This window comes from Paenarthrobacter sp. Y-19 (genome assembly GCF_029223985.1).
GTDB classification, from domain to species: Bacteria; Actinomycetota; Actinomycetes; order Actinomycetales; family Micrococcaceae; genus Arthrobacter; species Arthrobacter nicotinovorans.
In genome coordinates this window covers 1,454,796-1,477,919 of the sequence record NZ_CP119414.1, presented here as the reverse complement: position 1 = coordinate 1,477,919, position 23,124 = coordinate 1,454,796, and the positions used below count along the sequence as shown (strand labels likewise).

The 23,124-nt window shown below is 63.1% G+C and carries 18 protein-coding genes; 10 read left to right on the top strand and 8 right to left on the bottom strand.

Annotated features, from left to right (window positions below; all coding sequences use genetic code 11):
- Positions 1–89 precede the first annotated feature (89 nt).
- From lpdA to PYR64_RS06800, 3 genes are all read left to right on the top strand, one after another.
- Positions 90–1,472 (top strand): dihydrolipoyl dehydrogenase, encoded by a 1,383-nt coding sequence (gene lpdA / locus PYR64_RS06810; protein ID WP_018778711.1) that lies wholly within the window; start codon positions 90–92, stop codon positions 1,470–1,472.
- Between the two features lie 113 nt (positions 1,473–1,585).
- Positions 1,586–3,346 (top strand): 2-oxoglutarate dehydrogenase, E2 component, dihydrolipoamide succinyltransferase, encoded by a 1,761-nt coding sequence (gene sucB, locus PYR64_RS06805; protein ID WP_275779037.1) that lies wholly within the window; start codon positions 1,586–1,588, stop codon positions 3,344–3,346.
- A 138-nt stretch (positions 3,347–3,484) separates the two neighbouring features.
- Complete coding sequence (locus PYR64_RS06800) at positions 3,485–3,838, top strand: hypothetical protein (protein ID WP_018778713.1); 354 nt, start codon at positions 3,485–3,487, stop codon at positions 3,836–3,838.
- Between the two features lie 83 nt (positions 3,839–3,921).
- On the opposite strand, the gene PYR64_RS06795 is transcribed toward PYR64_RS06800, so the two are convergent.
- Positions 3,922–4,305, bottom strand: a complete 384-nt coding sequence (locus PYR64_RS06795) for a VOC family protein (protein ID WP_275779035.1) — start codon at positions 4,303–4,305, stop codon at positions 3,922–3,924.
- Between the two features lie 133 nt (positions 4,306–4,438).
- Between PYR64_RS06795 and PYR64_RS06790 the strand changes: the two genes are divergently transcribed.
- The gene (locus tag PYR64_RS06790; RefSeq protein WP_018778715.1) at positions 4,439–4,867 is read left to right on the top strand and encodes an OsmC family protein; all 429 of its coding nucleotides are present in this window, start codon (positions 4,439–4,441) and stop codon (positions 4,865–4,867) included.
- A gap of 102 nt (positions 4,868–4,969) precedes the next feature.
- Here PYR64_RS06790 and PYR64_RS06785 read toward each other — a convergent pair whose 3' ends face one another.
- Positions 4,970–8,473 carry a S41 family peptidase gene (locus PYR64_RS06785; RefSeq protein ID WP_275779032.1) on the bottom strand — a complete coding sequence of 1,168 codons (3,504 nt, stop codon included), beginning with the start codon at positions 8,471–8,473 and terminating at the stop codon, positions 4,970–4,972.
- 85 nt (positions 8,474–8,558) lie between these two features.
- Between PYR64_RS06785 and PYR64_RS06780 the strand changes: the two genes are divergently transcribed.
- Complete coding sequence (locus PYR64_RS06780; protein ID WP_039240755.1) at positions 8,559–9,458, top strand: TIGR01777 family oxidoreductase; 900 nt, start codon at positions 8,559–8,561, stop codon at positions 9,456–9,458.
- A gap of 37 nt (positions 9,459–9,495) precedes the next feature.
- Here the strand turns inward: PYR64_RS06780 and PYR64_RS06775 are convergent, their stop codons facing one another.
- Positions 9,496–11,082 (bottom strand): serine/threonine-protein kinase, encoded by a 1,587-nt coding sequence (locus tag PYR64_RS06775; protein ID WP_275779030.1) that lies wholly within the window; start codon positions 11,080–11,082, stop codon positions 9,496–9,498.
- 155 nt (positions 11,083–11,237) lie between these two features.
- Between PYR64_RS06775 and lipB the strand changes: the two genes are divergently transcribed.
- From lipB to PYR64_RS06760, 3 genes are all read left to right on the top strand, one after another.
- Positions 11,238–11,906, top strand: a complete 669-nt coding sequence (gene lipB, locus PYR64_RS06770; RefSeq protein ID WP_018778719.1) for a lipoyl(octanoyl) transferase LipB — start codon at positions 11,238–11,240, stop codon at positions 11,904–11,906.
- Complete coding sequence (lipA, locus tag PYR64_RS06765; protein WP_210077287.1) at positions 11,903–12,910, top strand: lipoyl synthase; 1,008 nt, start codon at positions 11,903–11,905, stop codon at positions 12,908–12,910. The genes lipB and lipA overlap by 4 nt, the downstream gene beginning before the upstream one ends.
- A 103-nt stretch (positions 12,911–13,013) precedes the next feature.
- Positions 13,014–13,775, top strand: a complete 762-nt coding sequence (locus PYR64_RS06760) for a DUF4191 domain-containing protein (protein WP_018779321.1) — start codon at positions 13,014–13,016, stop codon at positions 13,773–13,775.
- Positions 13,776–13,890: 115 nt separating this feature from the next.
- Here PYR64_RS06760 and PYR64_RS06755 read toward each other — a convergent pair whose 3' ends face one another.
- Positions 13,891–14,328: an RDD family protein gene (locus PYR64_RS06755; protein ID WP_039240740.1), complete on the bottom strand. Its 438-nt coding sequence runs from the start codon at positions 14,326–14,328 to the stop codon at positions 13,891–13,893.
- A gap of 313 nt (positions 14,329–14,641) precedes the next feature.
- On the opposite strand from PYR64_RS06755, the gene glnA (PYR64_RS06750) reads away from it, so the two are divergent.
- Positions 14,642–16,066: a type I glutamate--ammonia ligase gene (gene glnA, locus PYR64_RS06750; RefSeq protein WP_018779319.1), complete on the top strand. Its 1,425-nt coding sequence runs from the start codon at positions 14,642–14,644 to the stop codon at positions 16,064–16,066.
- Between the two features lie 72 nt (positions 16,067–16,138).
- Here glnA (PYR64_RS06750) and PYR64_RS06745 read toward each other — a convergent pair whose 3' ends face one another.
- Both PYR64_RS06745 and PYR64_RS06740 read right to left on the bottom strand, forming a co-directional pair.
- The gene (locus PYR64_RS06745; protein WP_018779318.1) at positions 16,139–16,492 is read right to left on the bottom strand and encodes a hypothetical protein; all 354 of its coding nucleotides are present in this window, start codon (positions 16,490–16,492) and stop codon (positions 16,139–16,141) included.
- Between the two features lie 105 nt (positions 16,493–16,597).
- A complete protein-coding gene (locus PYR64_RS06740; RefSeq protein ID WP_275779026.1) occupies positions 16,598–17,167 on the bottom strand; it encodes a GNAT family N-acetyltransferase in 570 nt (189 codons plus the stop codon).
- 60 nt (positions 17,168–17,227) lie between these two features.
- On the opposite strand from PYR64_RS06740, the gene PYR64_RS06735 reads away from it, so the two are divergent.
- On the top strand, positions 17,228–18,715 hold the full coding sequence (locus PYR64_RS06735) for an arylsulfatase (protein WP_018779316.1): 1,488 nt from the start codon (positions 17,228–17,230) through the stop codon (positions 18,713–18,715).
- Positions 18,716–18,733: 18 nt separating this feature from the next.
- Here the strand turns inward: PYR64_RS06735 and PYR64_RS06730 are convergent, their stop codons facing one another.
- Positions 18,734–21,745, bottom strand: coding sequence for a bifunctional [glutamine synthetase] adenylyltransferase/[glutamine synthetase]-adenylyl-L-tyrosine phosphorylase (locus PYR64_RS06730; protein WP_018779315.1), 3,012 nt, complete (start codon positions 21,743–21,745; stop codon positions 18,734–18,736).
- Between the two features lie 9 nt (positions 21,746–21,754).
- Positions 21,755–23,095, bottom strand: coding sequence for a type I glutamate--ammonia ligase (gene glnA / locus PYR64_RS06725; RefSeq protein ID WP_018779314.1), 1,341 nt, complete (start codon positions 23,093–23,095; stop codon positions 21,755–21,757).
- Positions 23,096–23,124: the final 29 nt, after the last annotated feature.

The window sequence follows — 23,124 nt, the reverse complement described above, 5'->3', positions numbered from 1 at the left end:
TTAGGTGCTGGCATAATCACGGCAGAACAAGTTCCAAAGACCAGATGGCACGCAGTCCCGTGTCATCATTCACGCGAGGGAGCGTTTTAGTGGCCGATCAGGCAACTGCGCAAGAATTCGACATCCTGGTACTCGGTGGCGGCAGCGGCGGCTACGCCACTGCCCTGCGGGCCGTGCAGCTTGGGTTCACCGTTGGCCTTGTGGAAAAGGCAAAGCTCGGCGGAACCTGCCTGCACAATGGTTGCATCCCCACCAAGGCCCTCCTGCACTCGGCCGAACTGGCTGACCATGCACGCGATTCCGCCAAGTACGGCGTGAACGTCACGCTCGACAGCATCGACATGTCGGCCGTGAACGCCTACAAGGACGGCATCATCGCCGGCAAGTTCAAGGGCCTCCAGGGACTCATCAAGTCCAAGGGCATCACCGTTATCGAGGGTGAAGGCAAGCTCCAGGGCAACAACACCGTCGTAGTGAACGGCACGGCTTACACGGGCAAGAACATTGTCCTGGCCACCGGTTCCTACTCTCGGTCGCTCCCGGGCCTTGAAATCGGCGGCAAGGTCATCACCTCCGACCAGGCCCTCACCATGGACTACATCCCCAAGAGCGCCATCGTCCTCGGCGGCGGCGTCATCGGCGTCGAATTCGCTTCCGTGTGGAAGTCCTTCGGCGTGGACGTCACCATCATCGAAGGCCTCCCCTCCTTGGTCCCCAACGAGGACGCCTCGATCGTGAAGAACCTCGAGCGTGCGTTCAAGAAGCGCGGCATCAAGTTCACCACTGGCATCTTCTTCCAGGGCGTCGAGCAGAACGACGACGGCGTCAAGGTCACCTTGGTTGATGGCCAGACCTTCGAAGCAGACCTCCTGCTCGTTGCAGTAGGCCGCGGTCCCGTGACCGCCAACCTGGGCTACGAAGAAGCCGGCATCACCATCGACCGTGGCTTCGTCATCACCAACGAGCGCCTCCACACCGGTGTCGGCAACATCTACGCCGTGGGCGACATCGTCCCGGGAGTCCAGCTCGCACACCGTGGCTACCAGCAGGGCATCTTCGTTGCCGAGGAGATCGCCGGCTTGAACCCGGCCATCGTCGAAGACATCAACATCCCCAAGGTCACGTACTGCGAACCTGAAATCGCCACGGTCGGTTACACCGAAAAGGCCGCCAAGGAGAAATTCGGCGACGACCAGGTGCAGACCCAGGAATACAACCTTGCCGGAAACGGCAAGAGCTCCATCCTCGGCACTGGCGGCATCGTCAAGCTTGTCCGCCAGAAGGATGGGCCCGTAGTTGGTATCCACATGATTGGTTCACGTATGGGTGAACAGATCGGTGAAGCCCAGCTGATCGTGAACTGGGAAGCCTACCCGGAGGACGTGGCCCAGCTGGTCCACGCCCACCCGACCCAGAACGAAGCTTTGGGCGAAGCCCACCTCGCCCTCGCGGGCAAGCCGCTCCACGGCTAAGTCTTTACCCAAGACAAACGGGTCGGGTGCATGCGGCGGAATCTGCCGGATGCACCCGGCCCGGACCAGCAGAATTCATCCGCACAAAGATCAATAAGGAGAACGGGGACGACATGTCTGAATCCGTTAACTTGCCCGCCCTCGGTGAGAGTGTCACCGAAGGAACCGTCACCCGCTGGCTCAAGCAGGTTGGTGACCGGGTGGAGATCGACGAGCCGCTGCTCGAGGTTTCAACCGACAAAGTAGACACCGAAATCCCTTCTCCGATCTCAGGCGTCATCGAAGAAATCCTCGTCGCTGAAGACGAGACGGCTGAAGTTGGCGCACCCTTGGTCCGCATCGGCGATGGCTCCGGCTCAGCTGCAGAGGCCGCACCTGCGGCACCGGCTGAGGAAGCACCTGCCGCTCCCGCGGAAGAGGCCGCACCGGCCGCCGCAGAAGCTCCCGCCGCAGAAGAAGCTCCGGCTGCGGAAGCACCCGCCGCTTCGTCCGGCGAAGGCCACGAAGTCACCCTCCCCGCCTTGGGCGAGAGCGTCACCGAAGGCACCGTCACCCGGTGGCTCAAGGCCGTCGGTGACACCGTTGAGGTCGACGAGCCCCTTCTTGAGGTATCCACCGACAAGGTCGACACGGAGATCCCCTCCCCCGTTGCCGGTACCCTCCAGGAGATCCGCGTCAACGAGGACGAGACTGCTGAAGTCGGTTCCGTCCTGGCAATCATCGGCTCGGGCGCAGCCGCCCCGGCCGCCGCTCCGGCTCCGGCCGCCCCTGCTGCCGCTCCGGCTCCGGCCGCTCCTGCAGAAGCACCGGCAGCACCTGCCCCCGCTGCAGCAGCCCCGGCTCCCGCAGCCGCCCCGGCTCCCGCAGCCGCCCCGGCTCCCGCAGCCGCTCCGGCCGCCGCACATGCTGCTCCTGCCGCCGAATCGGCTGGCTCCTCCGAATCCGGCTACGTCACTCCGTTGGTTCGCAAGCTTGCCAACCAGCACGGCGTTGACATTGCATCGGTCTCCGGCACCGGCGTTGGTGGACGTATCCGCAAGCAGGATGTGCTTGCCGCCGCGGAAGCCAAGCAGGCTGCCGCTGCACCGGCTGCCCCCGCTCCTGCCGCTGCGCCCGCAGCCAAGGCTGCTGCACCGGTCGTTGCGTCGTCGCTGCGCGGCACCACGGAGAAGGCTCCCCGCATCCGTCAGGTCATCGCCCGCCGCATGCGCGAGTCTCTTGAGGTCTCCACACAGCTGACCCAGGTGCACGAGGTCGACATGACCAAGATCGCCAAGCTCCGCCTCAAGGCCAAGAACTCGTTCCAGGCCCAGAACGGCGTCAAGCTGACGTTCCTGCCGTTCATCGCCAAGGCTGTGGCCGAGGCACTGAAGCAGCACCCCAAGCTGAACGCTGCTTACGACGAGTCCAAGCAGGAAATCACCTACCACAACGCCGAACACCTGGCGATCGCCGTCGACACTGACAAGGGCCTTCTGGTTCCCGTCATCTCCGACGCCGGCAACCTGAACCTCGCCGGCCTTGCCGGGAAGATCGCTGATGTTGCAGGCCGCACCCGCGACGGCAAGATCGGCCCGGATGAGCTGTCCGGCGGTACGTTCAGCATCACCAACATCGGTTCTGTCGGCGCCCTGTTCGACACCCCGATCATCAACCAGCCGCAGGTAGGTATCCTCGGCACCGGTGCCATCGTCAAGCGCGCTGTTGTGGTTGCTGACGAAAACGGTGACGACTCGATCGCCATCCGCTCCATGATGTACCTGTCGCTGACGTACGACCACCGCCTGGTGGACGGCGCCGACGCCGGCCGGTTCCTGCAGACCCTCAAGGCACGCCTTGAAGAGGGCGCGTTCGAAGCAGACCTCGGTCTCTAACTAGTTCCGTCTGCAGGTACTCCTGCAGATCCGGAAGGGGCAGCTTGCCGGGGAAACCCGGGGACCTGCCCCTTCCGCTTTTAACACCAGCGCGTGGCTTTGCTACAGGACGTAGAACCGACTGGATAAGCTAGGGCCATGAGTATTCTCTTCAACATTCTGGTGTTCTTGCACATCGTCGGCGCAGCCATGATCGTGGGCTACTGGATCGCCACCCTCAGGGAGCCAACCGTCCACCCGCGCCAGCGCGATGGTGCGTTCCTTCAGCTCCTGACCGGCATCGCCATGATGGGTGTGATCCCCTTCTTGCCGGACGCTGATCCCAACTACTTCAAGCTCGGCGTCAAGTTCGCCATTGCCGTGGCCGTGGCCGTGCTGGCGGTCATCGGCTCGCGCAAGGTCAAGAACGGTGAAGCTGTGTCTACCGGATTGGCTCACGGTGTGGGCGGGCTTGCCTTGGTGAACATAGCAATCGCCACTCTCTGGAACTAGCTCCCACGCCTGCATCCTGATGCAAGAGGCCGTCCCACCGTGCGCACAGCCCGGCGGGACGGCCTCCGCCGTTAAGCACGCTGCTACTCCTGGGCGATACAGAACTCGTTTCCCTCAGGATCATGCATGACGTCCCAGTGGAAATCCGCTACGTCGTGCCCCTCAATGAAAGTAGCGCCCAGGGACTCCGCCCTTCGCCGCAAGGCAGCGGCATCGGCGTCGTGAAGGTCCAGGTGAAGCCGACGCCGTCCTTCGGTAGGTTCGTTGACCTGCTGGAACGCCAGTTGGGGAAGACCCGGTTCGGCTGGACGCAGCCAGATAAAACCTTCGTGCTCCGCTGAAACGGGCATGTCCAGCAGTTCAGACCAGAAAGCGGAGAGTCGGGCCGCATCCACGGCATTGACCATGATCGACGCGATTCTTGGGCCTCGGCGTTGCACGCCGGTTACGTGTTCTTTTGTATCCATGGCGCCAGTTTAGGGGGTCACAATCCACCGACAGCGGAATGACCGTGCAGTCCTTGGACCGAATCCCTAGGATTGAAAGCGGTGGCACGCGGCGGAGGCCGGGTGCCGGAATACAACGACCCAAGGAGTGGACATGGCAGCAACACGCACCGCACACACGGTATGGAACGGCAACCTCATTGAGGGCGCTGGAAACACCACACTGGACAGCTCCGGCCTGGGTACGTTCGATGTCACCTGGAAGGCCCGCACGGAGCAGTCCGGCGGCAAGACCAGCCCGGAAGAACTGATCGCTGCAGCCCACTCCGCGTGCTTCTCCATGGCCTTCAGCCACGCCTTGGCCGGTGAAGGATTCACCGCCGAGGAAGTCAACACCAAGGCCGATGTGACCTTCGTTCCGGGCACCGGCATCACCGGCAGCCACCTGACGATGACCGCCAAGGTTCCGGGTCTTTCCCAAGAGGATTTCCGCCGTATCTCCGAGGACGCGAAGACCGGTTGCCCCGTTTCGGGCGCGCTGGCCAGCATCGAAATCACCTTGGACGCAACACTCGCCGAGTAGCCGCAGCAAGCGCGCATTGCAGAGGGGCCAGAACCCCCGCGCTTGATGCAAAAGAACCCCGTCACCAGCTGGTTACGGGGTTCTTTGTGCTTACCGGGCTCTCTACTTCCGGGCCTGTGGCCGTGAAGGCAACGGCTCCGGCCGCAGCTTCCGGTAGCCTTCGCGCAGCGGGGGCCGGTCGGTAGGCAGCTCCTGGATCATTTCCTTGAGTGCACCGATACCGTACTCGAGCTGGGGATCCGTGCCGGCTGCGTACGCGTGCGGCGGGAAAAGTACTTCGATGTCAGGCTCAACGCCCCGGTTCTCAACGTCCCAGCCGATTCCGCCGCTGAACCAGGTGGCGTAGCGGGGCTGCGTGACGCCCGTACCGTCGGCCAGCGAGAAGCGGTTGTCGATTCCCACCACGCCACCCCAGGTCCGGGTCCCGATGACAGGCCCGATGCCCCTGAGTTTTGAGACCTGCGTGATGATGTCGCCATCGGAACCGGCAAATTCGTCGGTCAGGATGATGACAGGTCCTCGGGGTGCGTGGTCCGGGTAGGTCCGGGGCTTTTCGCCGCGCGGCATGCTCCAGCCGGTCACCTTGCGTCCAATCAGCTCGGCGACCAGTTGCGAGGTGTGTCCACCGCGGTTGCGGCGAACGTCCACTATCAGTCCGTCGAGTGCCGTTTCGGTATCCAGGTCACGGTGGAGCTGGGCCCAGCCGTTGGCCATCATGTCGGGGACGTGGAGGTAACCGAACTTGCCATTGGAAGCTTCACGGACGGTCCTGCGGTTCGCACGCACCCAGTCCTGGTAGCGGAGCCGTTCCTCATCACGGATGGGAACCACTGCCACACGTCGCTGCGCGCCAGCGGAACCGCCGTGTCCGTCACCGTTCAGAAGCGTCAGCTCCACAGTCCGTCCTGCTGCGCCCACCAGCTGCATCGCCGGCGTCAAGGCTGCCGAAAGCCCGACGCCGTCAACAGCCAGGAGCACGTCGCCCACCTTCGCGTCCACACCGGGTCGCGTTAAGGGCGAGGTAGCCAACGGATCCGATGATTCCCCTGCGAGGATCCGGGTGATTTCCCAACCCTTGCTACTGAGCTGCAGCTCGGCACCCAGCCGCCCCTGGCCATTCCGCCCCGGTTCGTTGACGGCTGCCGGACGCACGTAGGCGTGCGAGGTTCCCAACTCGCCGTGGAGCTCCCACAGCAGGTCAACGAGGTCGTCATGGGAGCCGAGGCGGTCCACGATCGGCCGGTACCTCTTGTAGACGGAGTCCCAGTCCTGGCCTGCCATGTCCGCGGTCCAGAAGAAGTCGCGCTGCAACCTCCAGGCTTCATCGAATGCCTGTCCCCAGGCCGCGACCGGGTCGAGGGTCACGCGGATCCTGTTGAGCTCCACTTTCACGTGTTCTGCCGAATCCTCCTCCACCTTGCTATCGGCGGGCACCGAGGTGACGCTCTTGTCCAGGATGTAAACCACCCGACGCAGATCACCGGATAGCCGGTAGCTGTCCACTGCAGGAACGATGGTGGTGGACTTGCGCTTGGCGAGGTCATAACGCACCAAGGATGGCGCAGACTTCTTATCCTGGGGCGTGCCTTTGCCCTCGCCGGTAACGCCTGAAAGTTCAGTGTCCAACCACAGCAGTGCGCCCTCGCCGACGGCGAGGTGGGAATAGTTACCCTGCGGAACCGGAACGGTGATGACCCTGTGGGCCAGTCCTTCGGCATCCACGCGCACGTCCGGGATGTCGCCGTCGTCGGACTTTCCGGCATCCAGCGGCGCATCCTCAAGCGTATCTACCGAGGGTCCGAACGGCGACGGCGTATCCGCCGCCAGCGCCACCATGTACGGCTTGATGGGGCTGGGGAAGGAGAGGTCGAAGGAGTGACCGTCGTAGACGGGGTCGAAACTCCGGTTGGACAGGAATGCCAGGAATTTGCCGTCCGGGGTGAACCTCGGCCATTCGTCGCAGAAGCGGCCGTCAGTGACATCAATGATGCCCGGGCTGGGCTCGCCTGGGCGGGCAATCCTCAACTTGCTGCGTGAGCCAAAGGACGTGACCGGTTCGGACCAGGCGAGCCACTGCGAGTCGCCCGACCACGCGAACTGCTCGATGCTGCCATCGCCCACACTGACGAGCTTGACCAGCTTCCCGGTCGACGTATCAGCGACGAAAACATCACCAAAGGAGGTCCCGACGGCGATCCAGCGGCCATCAGGGCTCGGCTCCAAAGCGCTGGTTCGAGTGGGCTGCGGAAAGTCGATGCGTAGCTGGGCGGCGTCCTCAGGCGAAGGAACTGCATCAGAGGTAGAGACGCCGGCGGCCGTGTCGGGCGAGGGCGCAGCGTTGGCAGGAGTGTCGGCGTTGGCGACGGAAAGCGTTACCGGTGCGGCTGCCTCCCCGGCCGCTTTCGGTTGTCCCAAAACGTTTGAGGCGGAAACCGGCTTCGGCAGGGAATCGTCTTCCTTCGCCGGCGCCGGCGCCTCAGCATCCTTGGATACCTCCACCGAGGCAGTCAGCCGTGCCGCAATGCGCTTGATGTAAAGCACTTCGACTCCCCCGTGGTCCGCCACGTAGGCGATCCTGCCGTCGGTGAGCGGACGGGGCAGGCGTGCGCGGACACCGGGCGTGGCCTCCACCACCCGCGAGGGGCCGTCCTTGTGCCGAAGCCAGTGAATGGTGCCGTGCGCTTCCACGGCGCTGGCCGTGCCTCCGGCATTCGGGAAGACATCGCCGAGGTGCGCGGAAGCCTTGAGGGGTGCGGGACGGCGCGCCGGTGAAGCTGAGCCGAGCGAGATCTCCAGCTTGGCCGGCTGCGCCTCAGCATCGAGGGAAGGAAGGACCCACAGCTCGCCGGCAGACTCGAAGACGACCCGCTGGCCGTCCGTGCTGGCGTGCCGGACATAGAAGTCTTCGTGATCCGTGTGCCGCAGCAACCCGGAGCCATCGGGAAGGACTGAATAGAGATTGCCGTAACCTTCGTGGTCCGACAGGAAAGCGATCCTGCCCTTGACCCACAGGGGGTCGGTGACGTTTCCATCAATCTCCGGAATCAGCCGTTCAAACTCACCGTTGCCGTCTGCGTCAATCCACAGCTTGCCGGCAGTGCCGCCACGGTAACGCTTCCACCAGGCGGGTTCGCGGGAAAGAACGCTCGCCAGAACCACCGGCTTCTCGTCGCCGATCTCCGGCCCGAAAGCAACAGCCTCTACCGGACCAAAAGGAAGTTCGACGGCGGCGCCGCCGTCGAGCGGGAGGCTGTAGGCGTGCGTGTGGCGGCTTTCCGCCTGCTGGAAGGCACTGGTAACCACTACGTGGCCCGCCGGAGTGAATCCCTTGACTTTCGTGGTGCTGTGCCCGAAGTAGCTCAGCTGCCGGTACCCTCCGCCGTCGACGTTGGCCGTGACGACTTCCGGGGACGTTCCCACCACGACCGTCCACACCAACCGTTTTCCATCCGGGGTGAACCGCGGGTTCCTTGCTTGAAGCTGCTGGGAGGAGACCCGCCAGGCGCGGCCCCCTTGGAGCGGTGCGACCCAGACGTCGTCTTCGGCCACGAAAGTGACCAGATCGCCGTGCACATGCGGGAAACGGAGGTAGCTGGAGGAGGTCATTGTTCGATCATAGTCAAGAGGCACCTGCCCTCGGCGGCAACGACAGGCGTTTCCGCCAGACGTTGGCCTTATGGTGAGATGGGTCATGCGCATCGTGATGTCCGGAGCTTCAGGAATGATTGGAACCGCCCTGGCCGGGCAATTGGCCGCACAGGGCGATGAGGTTGTCCGGCTTGTGCGCCGGCCCGCCGACACGCCCGGTGAATTCACCTGGGACCCCGCCAAGGGCGAGCTGGACGAAGCAGTCCTGGATGGCGTGGATGCTGTGGTCAACCTCTCCGGCGCCGGCATCGGGGACCGGCCATGGACGAAGAAACGGATCGAAGTCCTCCGCGATTCCAGACTGCAAACCACGCACACGCTCACAGCGGCCATGGGGCGCCTTGCCAAGCCGCCCGCTGCCTTCATCAGCCAATCCGCCTCCGGTTATTACGGAGCGGACAGTACAGGCGTCCTCCGCGAGGATTCGCCAGCCGGCGGCGGCGTGCTGGGCCCTCTCTGCGTCGAGTGGGAAGGCGCTGCCAGGACGGCACCGGCGGGCGTCCGGGTAGTGACTCCCCGAACGGGTGTTGTGTTGAGTTCCGCGGGCGGAGCGTTGGGGCCCCTGCTCCCCCTGTTGAAGCTTGGGCTCGGGGGTCCTTTCGGGAACGGACGCCAGTACTGGCCATGGATCACCCTGCAGGACGAGGCAGCTGCCCTCGCTTTCCTCCTGAGGTCCGGACTCGAAGGTCCGGTCAACGTTTGCGCCCCGGAAAGTGCTGACGTCAACACGATCGTGAAGGCGCTGGCGAAGGCGTATCACCGGCCGGCGTTTTGCCGGGTGCCCCGCCCTGCCCTGCGTCTTGTCCTGGGGAAGCTGGCGGATGAACTCGTGCTGGCCAACCAACGTATGGAGCCCTCCCGCCTGGCCGAAGCAGGCTTCCACTGGCAACACCCGTCCCTGGCCGAAGCCATGGAGTGGCTGCGTAGGGACACTGACCACTAAGCGCAGCAGGGTTCCCGGACGGCCGGCTGTGATGCGGTCATTTGCCCGGCCCGGCTACTTCCGTAAGCCACCAGCGTCCATCCGCACGGATCAAGGTCAGGCGAAGGGCTTGGGATGCGCCGGCTGTTTGCGTCCGGACCACCGCGCCCGACGCATCACGTTCCTCATAAGCCGAGATCGTGGCCGTGACGTCTACCTGTACGCGGTCCACTTCCGGTGATGCGCCAACCGATGCTCCCGACAGTGCAGTAGTGAACCCCCCGAACGTCGTGCCGGACAGCCGCAGCTGTTCGCGAAGCCCGTGATCCGACTCCGCAGCCGGGGAACCCTGGGCATTGACCAGGTCCAGCAGTTGGAGCCGCCCTTCCCTCAGCGCGAAGTCACGAACAGCTGAGAGGGCACCCACAGCGACCTCTGGATCATCGGCTGTGAGGGCTCCGGCGAGCCCTTCCGGAAGATCATCCGCCTTTGCAGGCTCCATGGATGGACCGGGACCGGCAGACGGGCTGGCCGTTGGCTCAGCCTGGAAATTCCTTGGCTCGAGACCACCCCCTTGCCACAGGTTCCAAGCCATGACGCCGATCAGCGTGCCGCCCACCCCCACCAGAGCCACGCGGACAGCCAGGACGCTCCTGGAGGTACCGGGCCGTCGGGCTCCTGATTGTCCCTCCACCCGGGGCAACGGCAGGAGCCTGCGCATCCAGGAGTGCCCACGGCTTGCCCGGCGTGCCTGACGACCGTGCACTTCGCGCCGGGTGAGCAACTCAGGAATCACGGAATGATGCACCGCTCCGGACAGGTCAAGGGTCTCCGGGGCAGCACTCCTGAAGATAGCCGTGCCGAACTCCTTTGCCGTCGGCCGCATCTGCGGGTCCGGCGCCAACCCGGCCTCAAGGGCTGCGGCCAGGCCTTTCGGCACGTCAGGAACCAGCATTGACAATGGTGGCCTCACCTGGGGCGGCCCGGGTACGACGCCGGTCAGGCAGTACCAGCCGACTGCTGCCAAGGAGTACACGTCCCGTTGCGGCCGCAGCCCATGGTCTGAGGTCCCATGCGTGGATACCGGGCTGAACGGATCCTTGAATCCCGTGGTTCCGGCATCAAGGTTCTGATGCGTATCCCCCACGCTCACTGCAAGGCCCAGATCCGCCAGGACCGGCATGCCCACCGCTGTGAACAGGACGTTTCCCGGCGAAACGTCACCGTGCACGATGCCGTTGAGGTGCAAATAGTCCAACGCCTGTGCAATGGGCGTCAGCACCGTCACTGTTTCGCCAACGCTCAACCGTTTCCTCCCCGGCACCAGGTTCGCCAGCGATCCCCCTGCGGCGTAATCCATAACGATCCCGGCCGTCCCGCCGGAACCATCATCCGCTGGGAGGACCTCGTGGATGCGCACGAGATGTTGGTGCACCAGGTGCGACAGCAGCGTGACCTCGCGGGCGGCGCTCCCCAAGGCTTCAGCCTGCACTTCTCCACGCGGACATTTGACCGCCAACAGGGCCCGGTCGCTGAGCCGGTTGACGAGCCAGACGTCGGAGCTGCTGCCCTGACCCAGGAGTCGGGAAATTTCGTAGCCCGGAAGCAGGGGTGCCACGGCATTGGCGGTTTCCAGAGTTTCCATGGATCAGGTCTACCGGACCTTGCGATTCTCTGCAGAAGTTATCCACAGCCACGGCACTTTTGCCGTTGTCGCACCTGTCACGACAGCACGTGATGCGACTGAGAGCTTCACCACAAAACCATGGGCAATCCCCTGCTGGGTCTAAGCTTGAACGCATGACTCTTGAGTTTTCACAACTGGGTCTTGCCCCGGATTTCGTTGACTACGTACAGGGCTGGGACCTGCAGCGCGAGATCCACAACAAAGTTGTTGCGGGTGAGCAGAACAGCACCGTCCTGCTTCTGGAGCACGCCGCCGTTTACACTGCCGGCAAGCTCACGGAAGATCACGAGCGGCCCTTCGATGGAACCCCCGTTGTTCCCGTGGACCGTGGCGGCAAACTGACGTGGCACGGTCCCGGTCAGCTGATCGCTTACCCGATCCTTAAACTGAAAAACCGAGCCGGCATCCGCGACTACGTCGAGCGCCTCGAGGCCATCATGATCGCCGTCATGGTCGACTACGGAATCAAAGCCGTCACCGTCAAGGGCCGCGCTGGAGTATGGATCCTTGCCGACGACAAGGGACCGGACCGGAAGATAGCCGCAATCGGCATCCGCGTCCTGGAGGGTGTCACCATGCACGGCGTCGCCATCAACTGCAGCAATGACCTGGCACCCTACGACCAAATCATTGCCTGTGGAATCACTGACGCCAGCGTCACCACCATGACGCTGGAAACCGGTCGGACCATCAATCCCGCCGATATCGTTGACCGCTTCGTGGAAGAATTCCGCAAGCATGAAGAAGCACTCGTTTCCACCCCCGAAGGAGCACTCCAGTGACCTTGGCACCTGAAGGCCGTAAGTTGCTGCGCGTTGAGCAGCGTAATTCTGCGGTACCGGTTGAACGTAAGCCTGAGTGGATCAAGGCCAAGGTCCAGATGGGGCCTGAGTTTGTCCAGCTCAAGAACCTGGTGAAGAAGGAAGGCCTGCACACGGTCTGTGAAGAGGCCGGCTGCCCGAACATTTTCGAGTGCTGGGAAGATAAGGAAGCGACGTTCCTGATCGGCGGTTCCGAGTGCACCCGGCGTTGTGATTTCTGCCAGATCGATACCGGCAAGCCCTCTCCGGTGGACATGTTCGAACCCACCAAGGTGGCCCGGAGTGTCCAGGCGATGCAGTTGCGCTACGCCACCGTGACCGGGGTGGCCCGTGATGACCTGGCCGATGAGGGTGTCTGGTTGTACGCCGAAACAGTCCGGAAGATCCATGAACTGAACCCGGGCACCGGGGTGGAGTTGCTGATCCCGGACTTCTCCGGCAAGCCCGAACACATCGCGGCGATCTGTGATTCCAAGCCTGAGGTGTTCGCCCACAACGTCGAGACCGTGCCGAGGATTTTCAAGCGGATCCGTCCGGCGTTCCGGTACGAGAGGTCCCTGGATGTCATCACCCAGGGCCGGGATCTGGGCATGGTGACCAAGTCGAACCTGATCCTGGGCATGGGCGAGACCCGGGACGAAATCTCCGAAGCCCTGCGCGACCTGCACCAGGCCGGTTGCGACCTGATCACCATCACCCAGTACCTTCGCCCGTCCGAACGGCACTTGCCGGTGGACCGGTGGGTCAAGCCGCAGGAATTCGTGGACCTCCAGCACGAAGCCGAAGAGATCGGCTTCCTCGGTGTCATGTCCGGGCCGTTGGTGCGGTCCTCGTACCGGGCCGGCCGCTTGTGGGCCACCGCGATGCGGAAGAAGGGCTGGGAAATCCCCGAAGCCCTGGCACACATCGAGTCCTCCGGCACCACCCGCCAGGAAGCCTCCACCATCCTCGCCGCCCACGGCTAGCCCCAAAACGGCACAGAAGTAACAGCAAGCAGTTCTGAAGGACCGGATGCCCCACGTAACGGCGTCCGGTCCTTCGACGTACATCACGTAGAATTAAGGCACTATGGCGAACTCCTCTGATTCCAGCAATTCGACCCCCTCGGCCGACGCACCCAAGCGTGGGCTGTTCCAGCGCAAGCCCAAGGAAGCCAAGGCCAAGAAGCCGAGCCAGCTGAAGCAGATCGCTGAAGTCTTCAAGATGACCCGGCGAAATGATCCCCAGGTTGTCTGGATCATGCTGCTGGCATTCCTCGCTGTGGTTGCCGTTGCCTTCCTTATCGGCTTCCTGTTGGAGAACTGGGTCACCGGCCTGATCATCGGTATCCCTTTGGGCCTTCTCGCAGCCGTCTTCATCCTTTCCCGCCGCGCGGAGAAAGCCGCCTTCGCGCAAATCGAGAACCAGCCCGGCGCCTCCGGTGCTGCATTGGGCACGCTTCGGCGCGGGTGGGTCACCCAGGATCAGCCGGTTGCTGTCAACCCCCGCACCCAGGATGCCGTCTTCATGGCGATCGGACGTCCCGGCGTCGTTCTCGTCAGCGAAGGGCCCAGCCACCGCGTGAAGACGCTGGTGGATGCGGAGCGCAAGCGCCTTACGCGCATCCTCCCCAACGTCACCATCCACGTCCTGGAGTCAGGCCGCGGCGAGGGCCAGGTCCCCCTCAACAAACTTGCTAAGACCATGGGCAAGATGAAGAACGAACTGACCAAGGTTGAGGTCAACGCAGTTTCCAAGCGCATCAACTCCCTTGGCAACCGTCTCCCGATCCCCAAGGGCATCGACCCCTACAAAGCTCGTCCCGACCGCAAAGCCGCACGCGGCCGCTGATATTCCTGAACCAGGCACAAAACCGCCCCCGCCTCTGGGTAACAGAGGCGGGGGCGGTTTGTTTTTGTCGTTGGTCCGGGGACAACCGCGGTCTTCACCGCCCGGCCCCGCGGAATCACATGCGGACAAGGATGGTGTTCATGGCTTTGTCGTGAAGACCGCGTTGGTCGGGATCGAAAACAACGGCCGGTATGACCAGGCACAGCAGGAGGGTTCGCACTACGGCGGCCAGCGGGCCTGCAGGACCGCCGCCCAAGCGGACCACATGAATACCGGCAATCCTGTGTCCCACGCTGTATCCCAACGTGCCGATCAGCAGGATCTGTTCCACGGCAAAAATGGCCAGCGTTGCCCACTGATTTCCGCCGAAGGCAAAGTTGCTGATGACCAAGGCGATGGTCCAGTCGATCACGATGCCGAGGATCCGGCGCCCGGCACGCGCCATGGAGCCAGGACCGGACTCGGGCAGGCCGAGCCTTTCACCAGGATATTTGGAGATGCCGGAAGTGTCCGGACCGCTCAACCAGGAGCCAATGTCTTTTCGATCTACCACCCTCCAAGCCTACCGCTGGAGGATGGTTGGGCATGCCGGGCGGAGGCCCCGGGACAGAGTCCGAACCGGCCGGGTGTTCGACCAGCGGACCCACGTGGACCTGGCACCGGAAAGCAGACTACCGTTTACACAACAGATGATTCTGTAACCTGCCGGAAACAATACTGACACCCCCGGGAAATCCCACCTCCCTATGGTGGTATGAGTTGCCAGCCACCATGGCAAGGGGACCTTTTTGTGTTTCCTGCGTCCTGGTCTGGGCTGCACCACGCGGCCTTCCGGGCCTGTTACTTGATATGCATAAGGAGCATAGATGTTCAAGACTGCGGACGAAGTCCTCAAGTTCATCAAAGACGAAGACGTCAAATTCGTCGATATCCGCTTCACCGACCTTCCTGGTGTCCAGCAGCACTTCAATGTGCCTGCCAAGAGCGTTGACCTGGACTTCTTCGTCCACGGCCAGCTCTTCGACGGATCCTCCATCCGCGGCTTCCAGGGCATTGCCGAGTCGGACATGCAGCTCATCCCGGATGTGACCTCGGCCTTCATCGACACTTTCCGCATCGAGAAGACCCTTGCCCTGAACTTCTCCATCGTGAACCCCCGCACGGGCGACCCTTACCACCGCGACCCCCGTGGCGTGGCCGAGAAGGCAGAGGCCTACCTGGCTTCCACCGGCATCGCTGACACCGCATTCTTCGCGCCGGAAGCCGAGTTCTTCGTCTTCGACAACATCCAGTACGAGTCTTCCCCGCAGGGCAGCTTCTACAAGATCGACTCTGAAGAAGCACACTGGAACACGGGCCGCAAGGAAGAAGGCGGCAACCTCGGTTACAAGACCCCCGTCAAGGGCGGTTACTTCCCGGTGTCCCCCACCGACAAGCAGGCTGACCTCCGCGACGCCATGTGCGTTGAGCTGGACAAGGCCGGCCTCGAGGTCGAGCGTTCCCACCACGAAGTTGGTTCTGCCGGCCAGGCGGAGATCAACTACAAGTTCACCACCCTGACCGCAGCTGCTGATGACCTGCAGAAGTTCAAGTACGTCATCAAGAACACCGCTGACGCCTGGGGCAAGTCCGTGACGTTCATGCCGAAGCCCGTCTTCGGCGACAACGGCTCCGGCATGCACTGCCACCAGTCGCTGTGGAGCAACGGCGATCCCCTGTTTTACGACGAGAAGGGCTACGCCGGACTCTCCGACACCGCCCGTTGGTACATCGGCGGCCTGCTCAAGCACTCCTCGGCAGTTCTGGCGTTCACCAACCCGACCGTCAACTCCTACCGCCGCCTGGTCAAGGGCTTCGAGGCTCCCGTGAACATGGTTTACTCGCAGGGCAACCGCTCTGCCGGTATCCGCATCCCGATCACGGGCACCAACCCGAAGGCCAAGCGCATCGAGTTCCGCGCTCCGGACCCCTCGTCCAACCCGTACCTGGCGTTCGCCGCACAGCTGATGGCCGGAATCGACGGCATCCGCAACCGCATCGAACCCCCGGCTCCCATCGACAAGGACCTCTACGAGCTCCCGGCCGAAGAAGCCAAGGACATCCCCAAGGCTCCGGGTTCCTTGGAAGAAGCCCTGGAGGCCCTGCGCGAGGACAACGAGTTCCTGCAGGCCGGCGGCGTCTTCACCCAGGACCTCATCGATACTTGGATTGACTACAAGTACGAAAACGAGATCCGCCCGCTGTCGCTCCGCCCGAACCCCTACGAGTTCGAGCTCTACTACGGCGTCTAAGCCCCTGGGCACATACTGAGAAGGCCAGCCCCATCCGCGAGGATGGGGCTGGCCTTTTTCAATGCGCAGGGATTACTGCCCAGGCTTCCCCTGTTCACGGTCCCTGATGTTCCGGGTGATCTCATCCAACTTCTCCTTCACGAAGCTTGCTGCCTCGGAAAGACCCTTTTCTGCGCTTCCCAAGGGATCGAGCTGGAGATAGACCTTGTGGTCGATCGACAGGTCGTATTCTTCCTTCAGATGCGTTCCGCCGCCGACTCCGTCGAGAGACAGATAGACGAGGGCCTCAGTCCGGGCGATGCCTGCGATGGTGCCGAAGACAACTGTGAAGTCATTTGGCTGAAAGCTAACCGATTGACCCACGTGGCGCCGGTCGAGTTCTCCGGCAGGAATTGCCCTTTCAGTGGGGCTTCCGTTGTATTCCATGGACGTTCCCTCCGATTCGAGATCAGTGACACGCCAAGTCTATAAGGTTGCTTAGTTTTATGTGCAACGCGTGACTCCGGCCAGCCAACGGCGATGCATACCGCGTCACAGGAAGGACTTGAACATCGTCCTCTGCGGTCCGGAATTGCCGCCCGAATAGCGCCCGGCGTCCACAAAGCCGGCCTTCTTGTAGGCGGCCAACCCTGCAGGGTTGCGCTCATTGACAGAAAGCACGACGCCGGACTGGCCGCCTCCCAGCCTCGCTGTCAGCTTGCGGGCTTCGGCCACGGCAGCGCGGGCAGCCCGGGTACCCAGACCACGCCCTTGGCTCCCGGCGTCGATAAGGAAACCCCTGAGCAGCCATACCGAATCGTCATCTCCCCAGCCCGCCAGCGACGCCGCACCGGTCTGCAGTGTCAGCACCCCTACACCCACACCACCCGACTCAATGACAAAGGGCAGCCTGGACTCTTCCTCCAGAGCTATCAGCATCATGCGCAACGGATCCCCCACAAACTCCCGCTGCCCGTCCCCAACGGACAGTTCAGCCACGGCGCCAAGCTGGATGGCACGGGCGTCGGCGTCGAGCATCTTCAGCGGAATCAACCACACATCGCCAACAGGATCTTGATCGCTTCCGATTGAAAAAGCTTTTTCTGAGTCATGTTCACGCATTAAGTGCTCTCCTCCCCTTAGGGTTGTCTCAACAGTTTCCTACGGCAAAGGAACCCTTCGATGAGCCAGCCCAACGTCATCCTGATCTGCGTTGACGAATGGAGGGGCGACTGCCTGTCCTCGGACGGTCACCCTTATGTGGAGACACCCCACCTCGACGAACTCGCCAGGAACGGCGTCCGATTCTCCAAAGGCTATTCTGCTACGCCGTCGTGTGTGCCGGCCCGCGCAGCACTGTTCACCGGACAGTCCCAGGAGAGGCACGGCCGGGTTGGCTACAACGATGGCGTTCCTTTCCATGCTGTCCACCCGGTGACGGTACAGGAGGAGTTCAGAAAGGGCGGGTACCACACGCAGGCCATAGGAAAGATGCACGTGTGGCCCGAACGCTCCAGGCTCGGTTTCGACGACGTCATCCTCCACGATGGCTACCTCCACCACGCCCGCCGGGAGCACCAACAGCATTTCGCGATGTTTGATGACTACGTGCCATGGCTCCGCAGGCAACCCGGCATGGGCCCCGACGCCGAGTACTTCGACCACGGCGTCAACTGCAATTCCATCGTCGCCCGCCCGTGGGACAAGGCTGAAAGTCTGCACCCGTCGTACTGGGTCGGCACGCAAGCCATTGAATGGATGCACCGCCGGGACCCCGTGAAGCCCTTTTTCCTGTATCTGTCCTTCCACCGCCCCCATCCGCCGTACGATCCGCCGTCATGGGCTTTCGAACAGTACCTCGGCATTCCCGCCTACGAAGCCGTGGAGGGCAACTGGGAACACCACTGGGACGCCCACCGGCAGGACAGCGATTACCAAGCCAGCTACGGCACCATTCCCGACCACGTTGTACATAGAGCCAGAGCGGGGTACTACGGCCTGATGGCCCAGATTGATCTGCAGATCAACCGGATCAAAGAGTCGCTGGCGGACTTCGGTCTCGACCGGAATACCGTGATCGCTTTTACCAGTGACCACGGGGAGATGATGGGCGATCACCACATGTTCCGCAAGGCCGTGCCCTATGAGGGGTCGGCCCGGGTCCCATTCATCATCGCCAATGCTCCCACCGCGGAGCATGCCGTCCGTGGAGCCGTAGTGGACCACGTAGTGGAACTCAGGGACATCATGCCCACTCTGCTGGAACTCGCCGGACTCCCGATCCCCGATTCCGTGGACGGCAAGTCCCTGGCATCAATCATCCGTGGTGAAAACACTGATGCCGTTCGGGAGGTACTGCACGGCGAACACGTGTATTGGGGGCAAAACCTGCACTGGCTGACGGACGGCCGTTACAAGTACATATGGGGCTCGGGCGAAGGCACTGAGGAACTGTTCGACCTCGACGCCGATCCGCAGGAACGGAACAACCTCGCCGACGACGCAACCCATCAGGCGGAATTGACGATGTGGCGCCAACGCATGGTAGAGGCACTGACAGACCGCGAAGAAGGGTACGTCGTCGACGGCGAGCTGGTCACCGGAGTGCCGGTGATGACGATGCTGCGGCATGCCCGGGAACTGGCCGCCTCGGCCGCTGTCACGAAGTAGCCCGTAACCCCTTTGGCCTTAGGTGGCGTAGAACATCTTCTCGAAAACCGCCCTGGCCCGACGACTCAGCCGGAGGTAGTCCTCCTCAAAATGGCCGGCGTTCCCGGGCGGGTAGCCGCACCAACGCGCAACAGCTTCAAGGTCCTTGCGCGAGGAAGGCAGGACATCTGAGGCACGCCCGGTCACGATCACATTGGCCGACCGGATGCGGCTGGCCAGACGCCAAGCATCCCGCAGCAGTGCCGCGTCGTCCCTGCCGATGAACCCCAACTCCTCAGCGGCAGCCAGGGCCTCAAGGGTGGAGCTGGTCCGCAAAGCGCGATGCTTCCCGGCATGCTGCAACTGAAGCAGCTGCACCAGCCACTCGACGTCGCTCAGACCACCACGGCCAAGCTTGACGTGCCTGGCGGGATCTGCGCCCCGGGGCAGCCGTTCAGACTCTACCCGCGCCTTGATCCGCCGGATCTCCCGAACATCCTGCTCCTGCAGTTCCTGCGGATACCGGATGGGATCGATCAGCTTAACGAAGTCTGCCGCCAACTCATCCGAACCAGCCATGGGACGGGCACGCAGCAGCGCCTGGGCTTCCCAGATCAAAGACCACCGGCGGTAATACTCCGCATAGGAGTCCAAGGACCGCACCATCGCACCGTTCTTGCCTTCCGGCCGGAGGTCGGCGTCCACCATCAGCACCCGCTCGGCCATGATTGCCGGCTTGAGCGGCTGGGTGAGGAAGCCGGAGACCTTGGCGACGATCGCCGTCGCCTGTTCCTGCGCCTCAGCATCGCTGAAGCCAGGGCGGGCACGGTGCACATACATAACGTCCGCGTCCGAGCCGTAGCCGATCTCGCGGCCGCCCTGCCTACCCATGGCAACCACAAGTACATCGGTTTTCAACGGGCCTGAGCCAGCCACTACGGCCTCGGCCACATGCAGGGCTCCCAGTACGGCAGCGCGGTCAGTCTCGGCCAAAGCCAAACCGACGGCGTCCTGGTCAAGGAGTCCGGCGCTATCCGCAATGGCTGTCCTGAGGATCTCGCGTCGCCGGATCAACCGGATGAGCCTCATGGCGCTCTCAGGGTCAGGATGCCGGGACAGCTTGGATTGGATTTCCTGCCATTGGGCTTCGAAACGAACGGGGGCCAATTCCTTGTCGCTGCCCAGCCACGCCACAGACTCCGGTGATACTTCCAGGAGGTCCGAAATCAAACGGGAATTGGCCAGGACCTGGCATAGGCGTTCGGCGGCAGCCTGCGAATCACGGAGCAGGCCCAGGTACCAGTGCGTGGTGCCAAGGGCTTCGCTGACCCGGCGGAACGCAAGCAGGCCGGCATCGGGGTCGACGCCCTCAGCAAGCCAACCCAGAAGGATCGGCAGCAACTGCCGTTGCAAAGCAGCGCGGCGGCTGACGCCCGCCGTCAAAGCTTCAATGTGTCGCAGAGCTCCCTGGGGATCCAGGTAGCCGAGAGCCGCCAGCCGGCCCTGGGCTGCCTCAGGACTGAGCTTTGCGTCTTCGCTGCTCAACTTCGCAGCAGTGTTGAGCAGCGGACGGTAGAAGATCCGCTCATGGAGTTCCCGCACGGACTTCTTGGTCTTTTGCCATGCAGCCATGAGCTGGTCCGGATGGGGGCGCTCAAGGGAAAACGGACCCAGGACAGCTTTGGCCAGGAACCGCTGGGCATCCTCAGCCACAGGCATAAGGTGGGTGCGCCGCAGCTGGAACAGCTGGATTCGATGCTCCAGCAAGCGGAGGTACCGGTAAGCGCTGTCGAAGGCAGCGGCATCGGCACGCCCGATGTAGCCACCCGCCGAAAGTGCGGCGATGGCCGACGTCGTGTCTTTGCAGCGGAGGGATTCATCGGACTTGCCGTGTACCAACTGCAGCAACTGGACGGTGAACTCGACATCCCGCAGTCCGCCACGTCCCAGCTTGATCTGCCGCTGCTCCTCGGATGCGGGGATGTAGTCAGTCACCCTGCGGCGCATCGCCTGCACGGACTCCACAAAGCCCTCACGGCCGGCAGAAGACCAGACCAACGGCTCCACGGCCTTTTCATAGCGCTGGCCAAGTTCCCGGTCGCCGGCGATGGTCCGAGCTTTGAGCAGCGCCTGGAACTCCCAGCTTTCGGCCCACCGGGCGTAGTAGCTCAGGTGGGAAGGAAGGGTGCGTACAAGAGGGCCCGATTTTCCTTCCGGGCGGAGATTCGCATCCACTTCCCAGAGGCCCGGTTCGGGAGCAAAGGAGGAAATTGCCCGGGAAATACCCGAGGCCAGGGCGGTCCCGATGGTGGACGCCCGGGCATCCTCCAGCTCTTCGGACTCGATGACATAGATGACATCGACGTCCGAAATGTAGTTCAGCTCGCGGGCTCCGCATTTGCCCATTCCGATGACGGCCAGTCCGACGTCGGCGATGTCGTCAGCGTCGTAATGGCCTGCCGCTTCAGCCCGGGATACGGCAAGGGCGGCTTCGATCGCGGCACCGGCGAGGTCGGCCAGTTCAGCTCCGGCTGCAGGCATGAAGTCCTGGGGCGAAGCTGCACACAGGTCTTTGATGGCGAGCTCAGTCAGGCCCCGGCGGTACGCCGTCCGCAATGCGGCATAGGCGGGCTGCCCGGTGATGCCTGCCACGGGCCTGTGGGCGCCGGGCTCAGCCTTGACGGAACGAAGCAGTGTGGCGCGGAGCTCGTCGCTGGAAGCCTGCAGGGGCTCCGGACTGACAGGAGCATCAAAGACATCCAGGTGCTCAGGCCGGCGCATCAGGAACTCCCCCAGCGCCTCCGAGGCCCCCAGCAAACGGTACAGGGGCTCGCAGGTGTCCGGATCCGCCGCGGCCAGCTTCTTCAGGCCAGGATTCTTCTCAATGAGCCGGACCAGTGACTGCAGGGCTGTATCGGGACTGGCCGCCATGGAAAGGCCGGCAAACAGTGCGTCCTCGTCAATACCCTCAAGCTCGGGGGCAGCAAGGAAGCGCTCCCCCTTCTCAAGGTCGCTGAATCCGGCTGAGATGAGCCGTCGTGCAAGGCTCACTGGCCCTGCCTAAAGAATGCCGAGGTTGCGCTGCAGCTCATAGGGGGTGACCTGGAGCCTGTAATCCTGCCACTCTGCCCGCTTGTTGCGGAGGAAGTGCTCAAAAACCTGCTCGCCGAGGATTTCGGCCACCAGTTCGGATTCCTCCATGGCCCGGATGGCGTCGTGGAGGCTGGCCGGAAGAGGCGCGTGCCCCATCGCCTTGCGCTCCGCGGTGGTCAGTGACCATACGTCGTCCTCAGCGGCAGCGGGAAGCTCATAGCCCTCCTCGATGCCCTTCAGGCCCGCCCCGAGCAACACGGCGTAGGCCAGGTAAGGGTTGGTGGCGGAGTCGATGCCACGGTATTCGATCCGCGCAGACTGTCCCTTGCCGGGCTTGTAGAGCGGAACGCGCACCAGCGCAGACCGGTTGTTGTGTCCCCAGCTCAGGTAGCTCGGGGCCTCGCCGCCGCCCCAAAGCCGCTTGTAGGAGTTCACGAACTGGTTGGTGACAGCCGTGAATTCCGGAGCGTGCTTGAGGATGCCGGCAATGAACTGGCGTGCGGTCTTGGAGAGCTGGAACTCCGCACCGGCTTCGAAGAATGCGTTGGTGTCGCCCTCGAACAGCGAAAAGTGCGTGTGCATGCCGGAACCGGGGTGGTCGGTGAACGGCTTGGGCATGAACGTGGCGTAGGTACCCTGCTGGAGCGCAACTTCCTTGATGACGGTACGGAACGTCATGATGTTGTCCGCGGTCTGAAGCGCATCGGCGTAACGAAGGTCGATCTCGTTCTGCCCCGGGCCGCCCTCGTGGTGGCTGAACTCCACGGAGATGCCCACGGATTCGAGCATGGTGACCGCAGTACGGCGGAAGTCCTGTGCCACACCACCGGGAACGTGGTCGAAGTAGCCGCCCTCGTCCACAGGTACCGGCGAGCCATCCGGGCCCAGGTCCTTGGACTTGAGCAGGTAGAACTCGATCTCAGGGTGGGTGTAACAGGTGAAGCCCATGTCCGCGGCCTTGGCCAAGGTCCGCTTGAGGACGTTGCGGGGGTCCGCGGCCGACGGTTCGCCGTCCGGAGTCAGGATGTCGCAGAACATCCGTGAGGTTTGTTCGGTCTCACCACGCCAGGGCAGGATCTGGAAGGTGGAGGGATCCGGCTGGGCGAGCATGTCGGATTCGAACACACGCGCCAGGCCTTCGATCGCTGAGCCATCAAAGCCAAGGCCTTCTTCAAAGGCACCCTCGACTTCGGCGGGCGCAAGCGCCACCGATTTAAGGGAACCCACGACGTCGGTGAACCACAAGCGTACGAAGCGCACGTCACGCTCTTCGATTGTCCGCAGAACGAACTCTTGCTGGCGGTCCATAGGGCCTCTTTTCCGATTCGTTGTCCATG